The organism is Vibrio sp. 10N.286.48.F5, from assembly GCF_041469785.1.
Taxonomy (GTDB): domain Bacteria; phylum Pseudomonadota; class Gammaproteobacteria; order Enterobacterales; family Vibrionaceae; genus Vibrio; species Vibrio crassostreae_C.
Window position 1 is genome coordinate 48,892 of the sequence record NZ_JBFRLG010000008.1, and the last position, 17,086, is coordinate 65,977.

Consider the following 17,086-nt stretch of genomic DNA (forward strand, 5'->3'; position numbering starts at 1 on the left):
GTAAAGGATTCAACATGTATCTCGTTTTGTATTGCCACAATATTGGTATGACCGACTTTTCTTTCTTTGAGACGGAAGATTTCGATAAGGAAGATGGCTATATCGTGCGAGGCAAATGGCCGAACGAGAAAGCGTTCCGTGATTACTTAACCAAAGAGTTTGGTGACATGAACGAGTTCCAAGTGATCGACTTAATCGCCAAAGGCGCAGAAGCAGAACACTACTCGCCAGAAGAGTTGGTGCGCTTAGCTCAGTAGCCGCTAGCTCAGCAATATCTAGCTCGGTAATACGTTTTAAATCGAATAAACAAATGGCAGCCTGATTGGGCTGCCATTTTTCGTTTTAAGCTAGAGCACGTTGCTCGCAGTATGAGTGGATCTACTGCGCCACTTCGTCCACCAAGTACAAGATTGATTGATACGGAATGCCACTGTGGTGTGATAAACCGATCTCACAGGTTCGGCTGTTACTAAAGCCACGAGTGCAGTTGCTCGGCACTTGTTCCTTGAGTGGGTGTACCGCCGCCTCATTCAGCTCTGGTGTAGTGAAGCCTTTGTCACCTGCCCAACCACAACATTGAATATGCTCTGGAACAATCACCTCTTCGGTACACGCTTTAGCAAGGTTTAACATCGCGCCTTCTAAGCCCGTTCGACGAGAGCTACACGTGACATGCAGCATCACGGTTTCTTGTAGCGGCTCAAGCGTCAGATGTTCAAGCAAATATTGATTCACAAACCCTGTTGGCTCTAACACCTCTAATGGCTTGGTGAACTGTTCAATACTGCGTTTAGCACATGGGCTGGTATCCATCAATATTGGGTATTCACCCTGACGACTGGCTTGCCATAGCACTTCTTCCAACTGCTGAGCCTTCGACTGTGCTAAGTCGGTCATTCCTTTGCTGTCGTAAGGCATACCACAGCATTGGTCATCTAGCTTCTTCGGTAGAATTACCTCGAATCCTGCCTTGTTGAGCAAAGACATGGTCACTTCAGTAAGAGGACGTTGGTCGCCCGCATCACTTTGTTGCCCCATGGTTCGACTGGCACACGAAGGGAGGTAAACCACTTTCTTATGATTGCTTGAGTTTTCTGCCGTCACTGGTGATGAGACTAGCGTGTGACTATTGGATTGCGGCATCTCAGGCATCCAAACCGGCGTCGCGCCTTTGGTGATAGAGCGCAAGCCGTTAGTTAGCTTGCCGACAGTATTTGCGCCTAATACTTTGCTCGCTACTTGGTTGGTTTTGAGGCCAGCCTTGGTCAGCTTAGTGGTGGTCGAGAAATGATCCGCTGTCCACTTAGCGATTGGTGTGAACTTCTCATACTTGGCAACACGAAGCTTTTTAATCAAATCACCGGTGTTGATTCCCACTGGACAACGTTCGGCACACAGGCCTGTTGCCGCGCAGGTATCAATGCCTTGGTATTCGAAGGTTTTCTCTAGTTCACTGGCTTCTATCTCTTCACCTGCTTCTCGGCGGCGTTGCAGTTCTCGGTACAACACAATACGTTGGCGAGGTGACAAGGTCAGTGTGCGAGACGGGCAAACAGGCTCACAGAATCCACACTCAATACAGCGGTCAACAAGGTCGTCGGCAGCAGGCATTGGTTTTAGGTCGGTGATGTGGGAATTTGGATTGTCGTTGATGATAACGCCGGGGTTGAGCAGCCTTTCTGGGTCAAACAGCGCTTTGATCTGTTGCATCAAGGCATAGCCGTCTTTGCCCCATTCCAATTCCACATAAGGCGCCATGTTACGACCAGTACCATGCTCTGCTTTTAGAGAACCTTGGTATTTCACCGCAACCAGCTCGGCAACATCGTCCATGAAACCGCCGTAGCGATCGATTTCTGTTTGACTGTCGAAGCCTTGAGTAAATACAAAGTGCAGGTTGCCTTCGAGGGCGTGACCAAAAATGATCGCTTCGCTGTAGTCGTATTTGTCGAACAGCTCTTGTAGCTCTCGAATACCGTTAGCGAGGTTTTCTACAGGGAAAGCCACGTCTTCGATGATAACGGTTGTGCCAACTTCACGAACGGCTCCAACTGCTGGGAACATGCCTTTTCGGATGCCCCACAGAGTCGCGACTGTCTTCGGATCGGACGTGAAAGGGACTGATTCAACAATTGTGTATTCAGTCAATGCATCCAAAATTGATTTACATTGTAAATCTAAGTCCTGCTGGGAGCTGGCGTGTGATTCAACCAAAATAGCCGCGGCTTCTAAATCCAAGCTAGGCATAAAGGCGGGCATACCCGGTTTATCAGCCACTGAACGCAGTGCTCTGCCATCCATCAATTCAACGGCAGCAACTGGTGTTTTTGATAGCGTAGTAACGGCTTTACTTGCTTGTTCGATGTCAGCAAACACCAACAGAGCCGAAGCTTTGTTCGGGTGTTCGATAACGGTGTTGTAGGTGATCTCTGCGATGAAGCCTAGCGTGCCTTCTGAGCCAATCATCAGGTGTTTGATGATCTCAATTGGATCGTGGTAATCGACCAAGGCATTCAGAGCGTAGCCAGTGGTGTTTTTGAGGCGGTACTTGTGGCGGATTCTGTCTGCCAGTTCTTGATTTGAGCTAGTCTGTCTGTGTAAATCAATAATGCCTTCAAACAACGTTTTGTGTGATTGCTTGAAAGCTTCAACGCTGGCGTTATCTGCCGTATCAAGCAGGGAACCATCACTCAATACGATTTTCATGCTCTCGACGGTGCGATAGGAGTTTTGCGCAGTACCACAACACATACCGCTGGCGTTGTTCGCGGCAATACCGCCAATTTTACAGGTGTTGATAGAGGCTGGGTCTGGGCCGATTTTACGTTGGAAAGGGGCGAGGTATTTGTTGGCATCTGCGCCAATTACACCGGGCTGAAGAATGATTTGATTGCCGTTGTCGACAATTTCATGGCCACGCCAGTCGTCGGTCAGTGTGATGAGTACCGAGTCTGAAACCGCTTGCCCTGAAAGGCTGGTGCCCGCGGCGCGAAAGGTAAAATGAATACCGAGTTCGCGACAGCTTTGAATGGTGAATATGACTTCGTCTAAGTTCTTGAGCCTTAGAACCATTTTCGGCACCAAGCGATAGAAACTCGCATCGGTGCCGTAAGCCAATCGCTTTGCCTCTTGCGTGACAATGCGTTCTGTTTCTATTTTTTGAGCCAGTATCGCTTCAAGCTGCTGATAAGCTTGTGCGTCTATTACTCGCTCATGGGATGTGTTTGTCTCCATCTTTGCTTCCTTGTGCTTCTTATTTGGCACTGATTTGTTTTTAAACGGTGTCACAACGGTAGTGGAATTGCTGTGACACCGATTGAACTTCAGCCTAAGTAGACCAAAGCATGAGTCTGAATCGTGGAGATTTAATCTAACCCCACCAAAGATTCACGAGTTAAGTCTTTGATTGTCCTCGCGCCTGTTAATGTCATCGCAACGCGCATCTCTTTGTCGTAAAGGTCGAGTAGATTCTCAACGCCGGCTTGTCCTTGCGCTGCTAATGCGTAAACGAAAGAACGGCCAAGCAAGGTGCAGTCTGCGCCCAATGCCATCATTCGAACCACATCCAAGCCAGTACGAATGCCAGAGTCGACCAGAATTTTGGTGTCGCCTTTAACTGCATCAGCAATCGAAGGCAGCGCTTTGGAACTTGATAGAACGCCGTCAAGCTGGCGGCCGCCGTGGTTTGAAACCACAATGCCGTCTGCGCCAAATCTCACCGCATCCTTTGCATCTTCTTCATCAAGAATGCCCTTGATGACCATTGGACCGTCCCAGAAATCACGAATCCACTCTAGATCTTTCCATGAAATCGACGGGTCGAAGTTATCACCTAACCAACCGATGTAGTCTTCCAGCTTGGTAGGAGAACCACGATAAGTAGAGATGTTGCCTAGGTCGTGTGGTTTACCCAGTAAGCCGACATCAACTGCCCAGCTAGGATGACGCATAGATTGGAATACGCGGCGTATTGCTGCATTTGGGCCACTCATTCCTGAGTGCATGTCACGGTAGCGAGCGCCAGGTACCGGCATGTCTACAGTAAATACCAGAGTAGTTACGCCAGCCGCTTTTGCACGCTCCAATACGTTCTTCATGAAGCCACGGTCTTTTAACACGTAAAGTTGGAACCACATTGGGCGTTCAATCTTAGGTGCAACTTCTTCAATCGGACATACCGACACGGTCGACATGGTAAAAGGGATGCCTTTGTTGTCGGCGGCTTTTGCTGCTTGTACTTCACCGCGTCTTGCGTACATACCCGTTAAACCAACAGGCGCCAGTGCGATTGGCATCGCTAGCTTCTCGCCAAATAGTTCGGTTTCCAAATTTAGGTCCGACATGTCGTTGAGTACGCGTTGTTTTAGCGCAATCTCAGCTAGGTCAGCCGTGTTGCGACGTAGGGTATGTTCTCCGTAAGAGCCACCATCAATGTAGTGGAAAAGAAACGGTGGTAATTTCGCTTTTGCTGCGGCGCGGTAATCAGTCGATGCGGATATGATCATAATTTCAGTCCTAAATTCTTGGGATGTTGCTCTTCTTTGAGAGCTTGGTTTGGGCTGCTTTAATTCGGGAAAATGGCGTTAATACCCATGGGTGTTGATGTGCTCTAGTATCCATCCCGGAACTCATCAACTGTCTTATTAGACGGTGTCGCTGTCGGGGAATTGAGTATTAACGCCAAGTGCTTTTGAACGACTTATGGTTTACATAAGTGCGTCGGTCATTTTGAATCCGTAGATAACCACTAGGCCGATGATGCCTGTCATCACCAAGTAGTAGAACGTTGGAATGATTGTCTTACGTAGGGTTGCACCTTCGCGTCCTAGCAAGCCAACAGTTGCTGATGCCGCTACCACGTTGTGAATCGCAATCATGTTACCTGCTGCTGCACCAACGGCTTGTAGAGCAACAACCACCGCACTAGAGATAGTCAGAGTCTGCGCTACTTCGAATTGGAACTGGCTGAACATCATGTTTGAAACTGTGTTCGAACCTGCAATGAAGGCACCTAACGCACCAACCGTTGCACTCAATGCTGGGAATGCGCTACCAACGAGGTCAGCTGCGAAGTTTGCCGTGGTTACGGGCATACTTGCTAAATCTGCGCCGTTCACACCAGAGTTAATGAAGATACGAACCATTGGGATGGTGAACACCAACACAAAGCCTGCGCCAATCAGAGTCTTGCTCGATTCACCGAAGGCTTTAGCCAGTGGCGTTGCGCTGCGAGATTGCATGAGAACAGCAACCAGCGCGACGAAGACCAAGATACCGCCCGGTAGATACAGAGGCTGAATCGCAGTGCTCACACCGGTTTCACCAAGGATGTTGCTGAACGATAGGCTAACGCTCTTCAGTAGGCCTTTGAATTCAGGGCTCACGCGGCTCGCAACCAAGGTCACCGCTAGCAGCACGTATGGTGCCCATGCCATCGCCATGCTCATCTTCTTATGGCCTTGATTGTTGTCGTCAAGGTCGATTTTCAGAGAACCTAGCCATTCTGCAGGCCACTTGTCTTCGCTCTCAAAATCCCATTTTGATTTAGGTACTAGGAAGCCGCGTTTTGCTGCTGTTACAACAATCGCAAGGCCAACCAAACCACCAATCAGTGATGGGAACTCAGCACCTAGGAAAACACCCGTTAGTGCGTAAGGAATGGTGAAAGCGGCACCTGCGAACAGTGCGAACGGCAGGATATCAAGACCTTCAGTCCAGCTTTTGTTCTTACCGAAGAAGCGAGTCAGCATCATCGCCATCAATACAGGAATCATCACACCAACGCAGGCGTGGATGATCGCAACACTTGATGTGATCTGTTGTAGGTAAGCATCCCATGTTGAACCATTGGCAATCAGGCTTTCACCGATGTTGTGCGTATCCAAACCTTTGTTTACGCCAACAATGATAGGTGTACCAACCGCGCCAAACGATACCGGCGTAGATTGAATCATCATGCCCATCAGTACCGCAGCTAATGCTGGGAAGCCGATTGCAACGAGTAAGGGAGCGGCGATTGCAGCGGGTGTGCCGAAGCCAGATGCGCCCTCAATGAATGAACCAAAACACCAAGCAATGATGATCGCTTGTACACGACGGTCTGCTGATATGTCAGTAAATCCGTTGCGGATGGTGGTGATAGCTCCGGTGTGTTTCAAAGTGTTTAATAAGAAGATGGCGCCAAACACAATCCAGAGAACCGACACGGTAATGCCGAAGCCTTGGAATACTGAAGCCAGCACGCGAGTGCTAGACATATCCCATGCGAATAGGGCGATAGCAACGGTTAATGCAAATGCCACTGGCATCGCTTTTTTTGCAGGCCAGTTAAGGCCAACCAGCAGAATCGCTGCAACAACTATTGGCGAAAAGGCCAATAATGCTAGTAGAGTTTCACTCATGGGTACTTCCTCGTACTTGTTTTCAAACGTTCATGTTTGAAGTGAATAACACGTCATTAGTTTTGTAGGTGTAATCTGAATCTCGAGGATTCAATTGTTGTAATTAGAGTCGCTTTATTTGTAACCGATGTGATTGCAAAAGCTGTTTTTGTAATTGTTTTGTTAATTTGGCGTGAATTTACCCCTTTATTTTTTATTGATATAGGGAAATAATGAAAATAATTAATTCCGAAATTGGCATAATCAAATGCGAGCAGACGATTTGATCCTGTTTTCACAGGTAGTAGAGCTGGGCAGTTTTAGTAAGGTGGCAGAGCAAAATAACCTTACAAATTCGGTAGTTAGTAAGAGAATTGCGCGTTTGGAAGAAGAGATTGGCGTGCAGCTATTATATCGAACCACGCGTAAATTGACGCTTACCGAGGCGGGTAAGGCAATGTTACACGGAGCCAAAAATGTGAAGCAGGCGGCTCAAGAGGCTATGGACGCAGTTTCAGGCTTTGGTGAAAATGTTAGTGGTCATATCAAAATGTCAGTGCCTACTATCTCCGGAGATTTGATTCTCGCAGACGCTGTTGCCGAGTTTTGTAATATGCACCCAGGTTTAACGGTCGATATGTCTCTTAACAATCGCTTTGTGGATCTGGTTGATGATGGCCTCGACTTAGTGATTCGAACCGGCTACTTGGAAGACTCCAGCTTAATTGCCCGTCATATCTTGGACTCTCAATGGGTGGTATGTGCTTCTCCGTCTTATATCGCCAAGAATGGTAAGCCGATGCAGCCCAAGGATTTGGTTGAGCACAATTGTCTGCAATACGCTTATCAAACAACGGGTGCCAGTGAGTGGCAATTTCTGCATAGTAAAGATGGCTTTACTGATAATGATAAATACATAGTGCGCGTCTCGGGCTCTTTTTCTACCGATAATGCGACCGCATTAAGAAAGGCGGCGTTGGGCGGTCATGGGGTCGCGTATGTGCCGCGCTGTCTGGTTTATCACGACATTCGTAACGGCCAGCTGGTGGATATCTTCCCTGATTTAGTCGGCAAGAAGCTCGGTATTTATGCGGTGTACCCCTTTACGCGCCAGCCACCGAACAAGATTAAGTTATTGATTGAACACATCAGAACGCGTTACCTGACGATTTCACATTATTTTTAATAAGGATCACGATGAGCTATTTAAAAGAGTATCAATATCCAGTCACCAACAAACAGATCGTCAGCGATGACTATTTTGATCACATAGTTGAAGACCCTTATCGCTGGTTAGAAGACGACAGAAGCGACGAAACCGCGCAGTGGGTGGCGAGCCAAAATGAAGTCACGTTCGATTACCTTGCTCAAATCCCGTATCGCGCAGAACTGCGAGAGCGATTAGCAAAAGCGCAAGACTACAAAAAGAGCTCGCAGCCGTTTGTACGAGGAGATTACACCTACTTCTACAAGAACGATGGACTGCAGAATCACAGTATTCTTTATCGTCAGAAAGAAGGTCAGTCGATTGAAGTATTCCTAGATCCGAATACCTTCTCGGAAGATGGCACCACATCACTGGGGTCGGTGTCGTTTTCGAAAGATTACAGCCTAGTGGCGTACAGTATTTCAGAGGGTGGTAGCGACTGGCGTAAGATCTTTGTTATCGATACCGAGACTAAACAGCAGCTTGAAGCCGAAATCACCGACGCTAAATTTACCGGCATTTCTTGGTTGGGTAATCGTGGCTTTTATTACTCTAGTTACGATAAGCCAGACGGTAGCCAGCTTTCTGCACGTACCGAACAGCACAAACTTTACTTCCATGAGTTGGGTACAGAACAAGCTAGCGACAAAGTGGTTTTTGGTGAGAGCAACGCTGAGCAGCACCGCTATGTATCAGGCTATACCACCGAAGACGACCGTTACTTGATCATTCTAGGGCGAGAGTCGACATCGGGTAACAGGCTGTTCTATATCGATTTAAATTCACCAGAACAATCGCTGAACACGCTGATTGATCATGTGGATAGCGATACGTACCTCATCGATAACCAAGATGAAGTCTTCATTTTATACACCAATCTCGATGCGCCTAATGGCAAGGTGGTGAGCTTTGATACTCGCGATAGGAAATGGCTCGATATCATTCCTGAAAAGCCACAGCCGTTAGATATCAGCACGGGTGGTGGTTACTTGTTTGCCCACTACATGGTCGATGTGGTGTCTAAGATTGAGCAGCTGGATTACCAAGGCAATCTGGTTCGTGAAATCCACTTACCTGGTCTCGGAACGGCCAGCGGCTTAGGTGGAAAAAACGAGCAAACCCAGCTTCATTACACCTTTACCAACTATGTAACGCCGCCAACAATTTTCTCTTTTGATGTTGAATCTGGAAGCTCTGAAATCTACCAACGCTCTGAGTCTCCGTTTGAGTCGGATCAATTTGAGTCTAAACAAGTCTTCTATACCTCGAAGGATGGCACCAAGGTTCCGATGCTTATCTCTTATAAGAAGGGATTAGTGTTAGATGGTAATACTCCAACCATGTTGTACGCCTATGGTGGTTTTAACGTTAGCCTAACCCCTTCCTTCTCGGGCACGGTTGGCAGTTGGCTAGAACTGGGTGGCGTATATGCAGTGCCGAACTTACGTGGTGGTGGCGAATACGGTAAGGCGTGGCACAAAGCGGGTACACAACAACAAAAACAGAATGTATTTGATGACTTCATTGCTGCTGCGGAGTTCTTAATCGAAGAAAACTACACGTGCAGCGATAAGTTAGCGATTCGCGGCGGTTCTAACGGCGGTTTGTTGGTAGGCGCTTGCATGACACAAAGGCCTGAGCTGTTCCAAGTGGCTTTACCTGCGGTTGGGGTTTTGGACATGTTGCGTTACCACACCTTCACGTCTGGCGAAGGCTGGGCGTACGATTACGGCACGTCAGCGCAAAATAAAGAGATGTTCGAATACCTGCTGGGTTACTCCCCGGTTCATAACGTCGTACGAGGTGTCGATTACCCAGCAACACTGGTTACGACCGCTGATCACGACGACCGTGTGGTGCCAGCTCACTCTTATAAATTCATTTCAGAGCTGCAAGATAAGCATGAAGGTGGCGCGCCTGTGATGATTCGTATTGATGTTAATGCAGGGCATGGGGCAGGTATGCCGCTGAGTAAAGCTATCGACCTCACTGCTGATATCTACGCATTTACCCTGTTCAATATGGGAATTGAGTCTCTAGATTCATTGTAGCGAATACTTGATTTTAGATAACTGGGTATTTAACTCAGACCAAAAAGCCTCAAAATCTGCCTTAGATTTTGAGGTTTTTCATATATATGAAAACCAATCAAATTCACACCTCGTTCTCTTTGCTTTTCGACACTCTTTTCCGTGATAGCCGCCACCATTACTGATGAAATGAAAGCGATTTCAAGCTGATATTTTACGCATTTTTTACTATAACCTGTTGATCTGAAATCAGTAGTTTTCGTCATGGATTTTCTAAAAGTTTCATGGCATTTAAGCTGATTTATCAGTGTGAACAGCGACCAACTTTTCAACTCTTTCATTGCTTAATATTTCCCTGTTCGATGAAAACTCAAAAAAATAATAGGGAAATACAATGCAAAAATTTAAGCTTTTGCCAATAACGGTCGCAGTGGCGGCATCGCTTGCTTCACTCTCTTCTTTTGCTGCTGATACTAATATCGAAGCATTAGAAAAACGAATCCAAGAGTTAGAATCTAGGGTTCACTTCTCCGCCTTGTTTACTGCTAACGACCAAACCGCTTACGGGGCGATTAAGGCGCTACACGATCACGGTTATAAAGTGCCAGAAGATGTGTCAGTGATTGGGTTTGATGACTTACCAACGTCGAAGTATTTCACACCCGCGTTAACAACATTAAGGCAGCCAATTGAAGAGATTGGTGAAGTGTGTGCTCAGTCGATCTTGAACTTGTTATCTGGCGAGCGACATGAAGCAAGGTTGCCTCCGATTGATTTAATTGTGAGAGAGTCGACCAAATCTTTGTATCGTTAATTTCAAGACAAGCATCAAGGTGGTGCGCCTGTGATGATTCGTACTGATGTCAATGCGAACCATGGTGCAGGAATACCGCTGAGTAAAGCTATCGATCTCACCGCTTATATTTGCGCGTTCATATTGTTCAATACGGGGCAGGTAAGCTAAAACACTTTTGCCCCAAAGTTTGCTACAACAATGGAAAAAGGACTGACGAGTCAGCCATCTTTAATGGTTCGTTTTGGGGCTGTTTTCCGAGGAGAGCTTTGTATGAATCACACACCTCAGGGTTTTAGAAACTTAACCAAGACTTATTCGCATGGAATGGGGTCACTGAATTTCGACTTATTAAATTTCCATTTAAGATTTTCGGTTCATATGGAACAGCTTCATCACGTAGCTTTAGCGCTAACTTAACAGCATTCTGTGCCATGAGTTCAATCGGTAAGTCTATGGTCGTTAATTCTGGGGTTGAAAACTCACCAAAAGGATCATTATCTATACCAATAACAGATACTTGACTTGGAACGTGAACCCCTTCTTCTGACAAAGCTTTAATCGCTCCTAAAGCCATATTATCGTTAAATGCGAGAATCGCCGTAAACTTCACATTTAACTTCAAGAGGTTGGTACACAGATCATATCCACTTCTTATATGGTAATCACCGGATAACACTAAAGATGGATTATAAGGCAATCTAGATGATTCTAAAGCTCGCTTATAACCTTCGATACGAGCTTTTCCTGTTGGGTTGTCTATTGGACCAGTTATGCATGCGATGCTCTTATGACCGCATGAAATCAAATGTTCCATTGCGGTCACGATAAGACTAGATTGATCAATGGATACTGAATGGTAATTCCCTGCCATAGAGGCACGGTTTAACACAACAAAAGGCACGGACAGTTGTGATTCTAACGTTTGTATATGCTCATCAGATAGGGTTCGGCTATAAAGCAAAATGGCATCAAATTGCCCTTCTAGTTGTCTAATTACTTCATATTCATGTTGAGGGTCATTCTTACCATCGATTACTGTTAGTGTTTTGCCTTCTGATTGAAGTTGAATTGAGATTTGCTGTAATAGTACACCCCACCTAGTACTGTCATAGTTAGACAGTACCAATGCCACTGTATCAGTTTTATTTGTCGCTAAAGCTTGAGCGGTCCGGTTTGGACGGTAACCCAACTGTTCCATCGCGGCGAAGACACTATCTTTTGTCGATTGTTTAACCTGACCTGTGCCGTTGATCACACGCGAGACTGTTGCTTTGGAGACTCCAGCAAGTTTGCTGACATCAACAATGGTACTCATTCTATTCCTTTCATCACTTACCCACGTTACGTTTGGATATTATTATAAGTTATTGTTTATATGGACCAATTATCAAAAAATAAAGTTATCTTACTGTCTACTAGAACATAGTAACCCCTAAATTCGAACCCGATTTCTTACCTAATGTGATGCCCGTCATCAATTGTAGCATTGAGTAACGATATTTTATGACATTTCTCACACAAGTGAAACCGGTTTCTGTAACCGGTTTCTGTAACCGGTTACATTTTTCTCGTACTCTACAACGCTTACTAGATTAAGTGATAAATTAATAAGAAAAGGAACTAAATCATGATCAACATTTTATTGTGCTGTGCTGCTGGTATGTCTACTAGCATGGTCGTAAACAAAATGAAGCAATCTGCGGCAGCGAAAGGGATTGAAGCGCATATTGAAGCTGTGGGATTAGATGAATTCGAGTCGAACCTTCCAAACTTCGATTGCGTTTTACTAGGTCCACAAATTAAATACAAACTCAATGATTTCAAAGAGATTGCTGATGCTGCTAACAAACCAATTTCTGTAATGAATCAAATGGATTACGGCATGATGAAAGGCGAAAAAATCCTTAACGATGCAATCACAATGCTAAATCAATAAGAGGGATATCACGATGAAAGCATTATTCGATTTTCTAGAAAACACCTTAACACCGATAGCAGGCCGACTGGCAACTCAAAAGCACGTGTGTGCAATTCGTGACGGCTTCATTGGCGCAATGCCCTTCATGATCGTGGGTTCTTTCTTGCTTGTGTTTGCTTTTCCTCCTTTTTCGGAAGATACCGCGTTTGCCTTAGGTCAATGGTGGATTTCAATGTCATCCACCTATTTTGATGAAATCATGACCCCTTTTAATATGAGTATGGGGATTATGTCATGTTATATCTCTGCTTGTATCGCGTATAACCTAGCAAATAGCTACAAGTTAGATGCCCTACCAACGGCAATGCTTTCATTGATGTCATTTCTTTTGATAGCAGCACCGATGAAAGATGGTGCTCTGTCTGCAACGTACCTTGGTGGCACTGGTATCTTTACTGCAATCATTGTTGCGATCTTTGTTACTGAACTGACTCGTTTCTTAAAAGTTCATAATATTGGCATTAAAATGCCGGAGCAGGTGCCTGATAAAATTCGTCAGTCATTTAACCTGCTGATCCCAACAATGATCGTGATAGTTACGATTTATCCACTAAACCTTCTAATTCAAAACAATTTCGATATGCTAATTCCAGGTGCAATTATGGCTCTATTCCAGCCATTGGTATCAGCATCTGACACATTGCCGGCGATTTTACTTGCTGTACTTGTTGCACATACTCTATGGTTTGCTGGTATTCATGGTTCAGCAATCGTTTCTGGCATCATGGCACCCTTCTGGCTTTACAACCTAGGTGTAAACCAAGAAGCTCTTGCTGCAGGAATGGAACTGCCTCAAGTGTTTATTGAACCATTCTGGTCGTTCTTTATTGTATTAGGCGGCTCTGGTGCAACATTCTCATTAGTTCTACTTTACCTGAGAAGTAAATCTGCTCACCTTAAAACAATCGGTCGTCTTGGTGTAGTTCCTGCAATGTTCAACATCAATGAACCTGTAATCTTTGGTTCACCAATCGTTATGAACCCTATTATGTTCATTCCATTTGTCGGCGCTCCAATGATCAACGCTATCATCGCTTACTTCGCGACGAGTATGGACTGGATTGGCAAAATGGTTTCACTGGTTCCTTGGACGGCACCAGCACCAATAGGTGCAGCTTGGGGAGCTGGATGGCAGCTAAACAATGCTGTATTGGTGTTCATTCTAATTGGTGTAAATCTGGTTGTTTACTACCCATTCTTCAAAATTTACGAAAAACAGTTGCTTGCAGAAGAGCAGCCTCAAGACACAAATTCTACTCAAGATAACAAATCTAGTGAACAAAGCTTCGCGTAACATTCATCCAACTCAATAGAGTGGGTACTACCACTCTATTCATCAAAAATATTGAGGATATCCACATGGAACTAGAATCAACCGTAATGGAATTGATCATCAATGCTGGCGAGTCAAAAAGCCTAGCAATGCAAGCGCTACAGAATGCAAAGAAAGGTGAATGGGCAGAAGTTGACTCATTACTAACACAATCTACTGAGGCATCAAAGCGTGCTCACAAGGTTCAAACTGAGCTCATTGGAATGGATGAAGGTGAAGGAAAAGTGCCAGTGAACCTAATCATGGTTCACGCTCAAGACCACATTATGACTGCAATGCTTGCTCGTGAGTTGATTGAAGAGCTAATCAACCTACACCGTAAAATTCAATAAAATAACAACAGATTAAAATAAAGAGATAAACATGAAACCTAAGAATCTAACTCCTTTCCCTACCGATTTCTTTTGGGGCGCGTCAACCTCAGCTTACCAAGTTGAAGGCGCTTGGAACGAAGACGGTAAAGGACCATCAGTTATCGATATGGCTCCAATTGTCGAGGGTACAACAGATTTTAAAGTTACCAGTGACCACTACCACCACTACAAAGAAGACGTAACACTATTTGCAGAGCTAGGCTTGAAAGCATACCGCTTCTCTGTGGCTTGGACGCGTATCTTCCCTAATGGTGACGGTGAAATTAACCAGAAAGGCGTGGAGTTTTACAGCAACTTAATCGACGAACTGATCAAGCACAATATTGAGCCTATCCTAACGATTTATCACTTTGATTTACCATACGCTTTACAACAAAAAGGCGGGTGGTCAAATCGTGACACTGTTGATGCGTTTGCACTGTACTCTAAAACACTATTCGAGCTGTACGGTGACCGTGTTAAGTACTGGCTAACAATTAATGAACAAAATATGATGATCTTGCACGGTGATGCCATTGGTACCAAGAGTGTTAGCGGTGAGAACCCGGTGAAAGATCTATACCAACAAAACCACCACATGTTGCTAGCACAAGCCAAAGCAATGGTACTTTGTCACGATATGCTTCCTCAAGCTAAAATTGGTCCTGCGCCAAATATTTCAACGATTTACCCTGCATCTTCAAAACCAGAAGATGTTCTTGCAGCGAACACGTTCTCGGCAATTCGTAACTGGCTATACCTAGATATGGCAGTTTATGGTCGCTACAACCCAACAGCGATGCGATTCTTAAAAGAACGTGATGCAACACCAGAGATTGCAGACGGCGATATGGACATTATGGCTCAAGCTAAGCCTGACTTTATCGCCTTTAACTACTACAACTCGCAAACCGTTGCTGAAAGTACTGGTGATGAGAGCGACATCAACTCAACGGGCGACCAACAAATCACGATTGGTGAAGTCGGTGCTTACCGTGGTACTGAGAACCCGAACCTAGTGAAAAACGAGTTTGGTTGGGAGATTGACCCTGTTGGTTTCCGTACCACAATGCGTGAAATTTACGAGCGTTATGCTCTACCTCTTATTGTGACTGAGAACGGTCTAGGTGCTTTTGATACCGTCGAAGCTGACGGTTCAATTGATGATAGCTACCGCATCGAATATCTACAGCAACATATTGACCAAGTTCAGCTTGCTATCACTGATGGTGTTGAGGTCTTCGGTTACAGTCCTTGGTCTGCAATTGACCTAGTCAGTACTCACCAAGGTTGTGCTAAACGTTATGGTTTTATTCATGTTGACCGTGAAGAGTTTGACCTAAAAGAGATGAAACGTTCTAAAAAGGCAAGCTTCCATTGGTACAACGCTCTTATCTCTAAACACACTGCATAACCAGTCTGAATGCTTGGAGCCTACGCTCCAAGCATTCAATTAAACTAGGAAAAGACTATGAAATTCTCCAACAGTTTTCTGTTTGGCGCAGCCACTGCCGCTTATCAAATAGAAGGCGCAATCGATAAAGACGGTAAGGGCCCGAGTAACTGGGATGAATTCGTTAAAATCTCAGGCAAAACCTTTGAAAATACAACGGGTGAATTAGCTGTAGATCACTACCACCGTTATAAAGAAGACATTAGACTCATGGCAGAAATGGGGCTAGAGTCATACCGTTTTTCTATCGCTTGGCCTCGAATTATTCCTAACGGTACTGGTGAGGTGAATCAAAAAGGCATCGATTTCTACAACAACATTATTGATGAATGCTTACATTACGGCATTGTACCATTTGTGACTTTATACCATTGGGATTTACCATTGGGATTTACCATTGGAGCTAGAGAAACAAGGCGGCTGGACGAATAAAGCAACCATTGATGCGTTTGTTAACTATGCCAAAGTTTGTTTTGAAGCATTTGGGGACCGTGTTAAACACTTCATAACCTTCAATGAAACCGTTGTTTTCTGTGGTCATGGTTACCTTGCTGGCGCCCATCCACCAGGTATTAAGGATGAGCCTAAGCTCTACTTTCAAGCCACTCATAATGTATTTTCAGCACATGCGAAAGCAGTACTCGCATACAAAGAGCTAAATCAATATGGTGATATCGGCTTAAGCCACGTATTCTCTCCTGCTTTTTCAGTGGACGATAGCATCGACAACAAATGGGCAGAGCGTCACGCAAATCAATTCGGCATCAACTGGTACTATGACACTATCTTGAAAGGTCACTACCCTGACTATGTTTTGAAGATTCTTGAAGAGCGTGGCTGGATGCCTGAAATACTTGAGGAAGAAAGACTCGCATTAACCCAAGCTGCTCCACTCAACGATTTTATTGGTTTGAACTACTATCAACCCGTACGAGTAGAAAGAATTCTAGGCCAAGCAGAACACGTTGAGCATTCACGAGAAAATGCCACAGGTGCTCCTGGCAACCCAAGCTTTGATGGTGAATACCGCAGCGTATCAATGAAAGATAAGCGTTACACCAAGTGGGGTTGGGAGATTTCACCGGAAGGCTTTGTTGATGGTTTGAGACTACTCAAAGACTATTATGGTGATGTCACTATGTACATCACTGAAAATGGCCTCGGTGATGAAGACCCAATCATTGAGGGAGAGATATGCGACATTCCTCGAATTAACTTCATTAATGACCATTTAGTGGCTGTAAAAAAAGCCATTGATGAAGGTGTGAACATTCAAGGTTATTATGCATGGTCTGCAATTGACTTACTCAGTTGGCTGAATGGCTATAAAAAGCAATATGGCTTCATTTATGTAGACCATCAAAACAACCTAGACAGAAAGAAAAAAGCTTCTTTCCATTGGTATAAGGACATTATAGCGAGTCGAGGGGAAAGCCTTAAATACCCCGCTTAAAATCAAGCGAGCTATTGCAAAAAATGTCAATAGCTCGTTTTTGACCAAAAAGTAAAATCATTAATATTATGACTTCGAGCGCTTTCATAAAAGCAAAGAATAA

General features: G+C 45.0%; 15 protein-coding genes. 10 read left to right on the forward strand and 5 right to left on the reverse strand.

Features of this window, described 5'->3' with window-relative positions; genetic code table 11:
• The first annotated feature begins 14 nt into the window (after positions 1-14).
• Positions 15-257: a hypothetical protein gene (locus AB4185_RS08050; RefSeq protein ID WP_017061558.1), complete on the forward strand. Its 243-nt coding sequence runs from the start codon at positions 15-17 to the stop codon at positions 255-257.
• 121 nt (positions 258-378) lie between these two features.
• Here the strand turns inward: AB4185_RS08050 and AB4185_RS08055 are convergent, their stop codons facing one another.
• From AB4185_RS08055 to AB4185_RS08065, 3 genes are all read right to left on the reverse strand, one after another.
• On the reverse strand, positions 379-3,234 hold the full coding sequence (locus AB4185_RS08055) for an FAD-binding and (Fe-S)-binding domain-containing protein (RefSeq protein WP_372135303.1): 2,856 nt from the start codon (positions 3,232-3,234) through the stop codon (positions 379-381).
• A 131-nt stretch (positions 3,235-3,365) separates the two neighbouring features.
• Positions 3,366-4,505, reverse strand: a complete 1,140-nt coding sequence (gene lldD, locus AB4185_RS08060) for an FMN-dependent L-lactate dehydrogenase LldD (protein WP_372135304.1) — start codon at positions 4,503-4,505, stop codon at positions 3,366-3,368.
• 201 nt (positions 4,506-4,706) lie between these two features.
• Positions 4,707-6,401, reverse strand: coding sequence for an L-lactate permease (locus AB4185_RS08065; RefSeq protein WP_017071915.1), 1,695 nt, complete (start codon positions 6,399-6,401; stop codon positions 4,707-4,709).
• Between the two features lie 247 nt (positions 6,402-6,648).
• Between AB4185_RS08065 and AB4185_RS08070 the strand changes: the two genes are divergently transcribed.
• Entirely contained in the window at positions 6,649-7,566 is a 918-nt protein-coding gene (locus AB4185_RS08070; protein ID WP_017081288.1) for a LysR family transcriptional regulator, read from the forward strand.
• 11 nt (positions 7,567-7,577) lie between these two features.
• A complete protein-coding gene (locus tag AB4185_RS08075) occupies positions 7,578-9,638 on the forward strand; it encodes a prolyl oligopeptidase family protein (RefSeq protein WP_372135305.1) in 2,061 nt (686 codons plus the stop codon).
• A gap of 29 nt (positions 9,639-9,667) precedes the next feature.
• On the opposite strand, the gene AB4185_RS08080 is transcribed toward AB4185_RS08075, so the two are convergent.
• Positions 9,668-9,958 carry a hypothetical protein gene (locus AB4185_RS08080; RefSeq protein WP_076648574.1) on the reverse strand — a complete coding sequence of 97 codons (291 nt, stop codon included), beginning with the start codon at positions 9,956-9,958 and terminating at the stop codon, positions 9,668-9,670.
• A 53-nt stretch (positions 9,959-10,011) separates the two neighbouring features.
• On the opposite strand from AB4185_RS08080, the gene AB4185_RS08085 reads away from it, so the two are divergent.
• The gene (locus tag AB4185_RS08085; protein ID WP_017067281.1) at positions 10,012-10,431 is read left to right on the forward strand and encodes a substrate-binding domain-containing protein; all 420 of its coding nucleotides are present in this window, start codon (positions 10,012-10,014) and stop codon (positions 10,429-10,431) included.
• A gap of 274 nt (positions 10,432-10,705) precedes the next feature.
• Here the strand turns inward: AB4185_RS08085 and AB4185_RS08090 are convergent, their stop codons facing one another.
• A complete protein-coding gene (locus AB4185_RS08090) occupies positions 10,706-11,728 on the reverse strand; it encodes a LacI family DNA-binding transcriptional regulator (protein WP_102332276.1) in 1,023 nt (340 codons plus the stop codon).
• 312 nt (positions 11,729-12,040) lie between these two features.
• Here AB4185_RS08090 and AB4185_RS08095 point away from each other — a divergent pair, with 312 nt between their 5' ends.
• The 6 genes from AB4185_RS08095 (at position 12,041) to AB4185_RS08120 (ending at position 16,983) form a co-directional block, all read left to right on the forward strand.
• Complete coding sequence (locus AB4185_RS08095; protein WP_102332275.1) at positions 12,041-12,349, forward strand: PTS sugar transporter subunit IIB; 309 nt, start codon at positions 12,041-12,043, stop codon at positions 12,347-12,349.
• A 13-nt stretch (positions 12,350-12,362) separates the two neighbouring features.
• Entirely contained in the window at positions 12,363-13,685 is a 1,323-nt protein-coding gene (locus tag AB4185_RS08100; protein WP_102332274.1) for a PTS sugar transporter subunit IIC, read from the forward strand.
• Positions 13,686-13,750: 65 nt separating this feature from the next.
• Positions 13,751-14,056, forward strand: a complete 306-nt coding sequence (locus tag AB4185_RS08105) for a PTS lactose/cellobiose transporter subunit IIA (RefSeq protein WP_102332273.1) — start codon at positions 13,751-13,753, stop codon at positions 14,054-14,056.
• A 31-nt stretch (positions 14,057-14,087) separates the two neighbouring features.
• A complete protein-coding gene (locus AB4185_RS08110) occupies positions 14,088-15,491 on the forward strand; it encodes a glycoside hydrolase family 1 protein (protein ID WP_102428152.1) in 1,404 nt (467 codons plus the stop codon).
• 57 nt (positions 15,492-15,548) lie between these two features.
• Entirely contained in the window at positions 15,549-15,962 is a 414-nt protein-coding gene (locus tag AB4185_RS08115) for a glycoside hydrolase family 1 protein (protein ID WP_372135306.1), read from the forward strand.
• Positions 15,928-16,983: a glycoside hydrolase family 1 protein gene (locus AB4185_RS08120; RefSeq protein WP_372135307.1), complete on the forward strand. Its 1,056-nt coding sequence runs from the start codon at positions 15,928-15,930 to the stop codon at positions 16,981-16,983. Before AB4185_RS08115 ends, AB4185_RS08120 begins: the two co-directional genes overlap by 35 nt.
• The last annotated feature ends 103 nt before the right edge of the window (positions 16,984-17,086 follow it).

Excerpts from the sequence above, each read along its gene's own strand:
- AB4185_RS08065 (WP_017071915.1), bottom strand. The coding sequence starts at position 6,401 with ATGAGTGAAACTCTACTAGCATTATTGGCCTTTTCGCCAATAGTTGTT.
- AB4185_RS08075 (WP_372135305.1), top strand. The coding sequence starts at position 7,578 with ATGAGCTATTTAAAAGAGTATCAATATCCAGTCACCAACAAACAGATC.
- lldD (WP_372135304.1), bottom strand. The coding sequence starts at position 4,505 with ATGATCATATCCGCATCGACTGATTACCGCGCCGCAGCAAAAGCGAAA.
- AB4185_RS08110 (WP_102428152.1), top strand. The coding sequence starts at position 14,088 with ATGAAACCTAAGAATCTAACTCCTTTCCCTACCGATTTCTTTTGGGGC.
- AB4185_RS08050 (WP_017061558.1), top strand. The coding sequence starts at position 15 with ATGTATCTCGTTTTGTATTGCCACAATATTGGTATGACCGACTTTTCT.
- AB4185_RS08095 (WP_102332275.1), top strand. The coding sequence starts at position 12,041 with ATGATCAACATTTTATTGTGCTGTGCTGCTGGTATGTCTACTAGCATG.
- AB4185_RS08100 (WP_102332274.1), top strand. The coding sequence starts at position 12,363 with ATGAAAGCATTATTCGATTTTCTAGAAAACACCTTAACACCGATAGCA.
- AB4185_RS08080 (WP_076648574.1), bottom strand. The coding sequence starts at position 9,958 with ATGAAAGAGTTGAAAAGTTGGTCGCTGTTCACACTGATAAATCAGCTT.
- AB4185_RS08105 (WP_102332273.1), top strand. The coding sequence starts at position 13,751 with ATGGAACTAGAATCAACCGTAATGGAATTGATCATCAATGCTGGCGAG.
- AB4185_RS08085 (WP_017067281.1), top strand. The coding sequence starts at position 10,012 with ATGCAAAAATTTAAGCTTTTGCCAATAACGGTCGCAGTGGCGGCATCG.
- AB4185_RS08090 (WP_102332276.1), bottom strand. The coding sequence starts at position 11,728 with ATGAGTACCATTGTTGATGTCAGCAAACTTGCTGGAGTCTCCAAAGCA.
- AB4185_RS08055 (WP_372135303.1), bottom strand. The coding sequence starts at position 3,234 with ATGGAGACAAACACATCCCATGAGCGAGTAATAGACGCACAAGCTTAT.
- AB4185_RS08070 (WP_017081288.1), top strand. The coding sequence starts at position 6,649 with ATGCGAGCAGACGATTTGATCCTGTTTTCACAGGTAGTAGAGCTGGGC.
- AB4185_RS08115 (WP_372135306.1), top strand. The coding sequence starts at position 15,549 with ATGAAATTCTCCAACAGTTTTCTGTTTGGCGCAGCCACTGCCGCTTAT.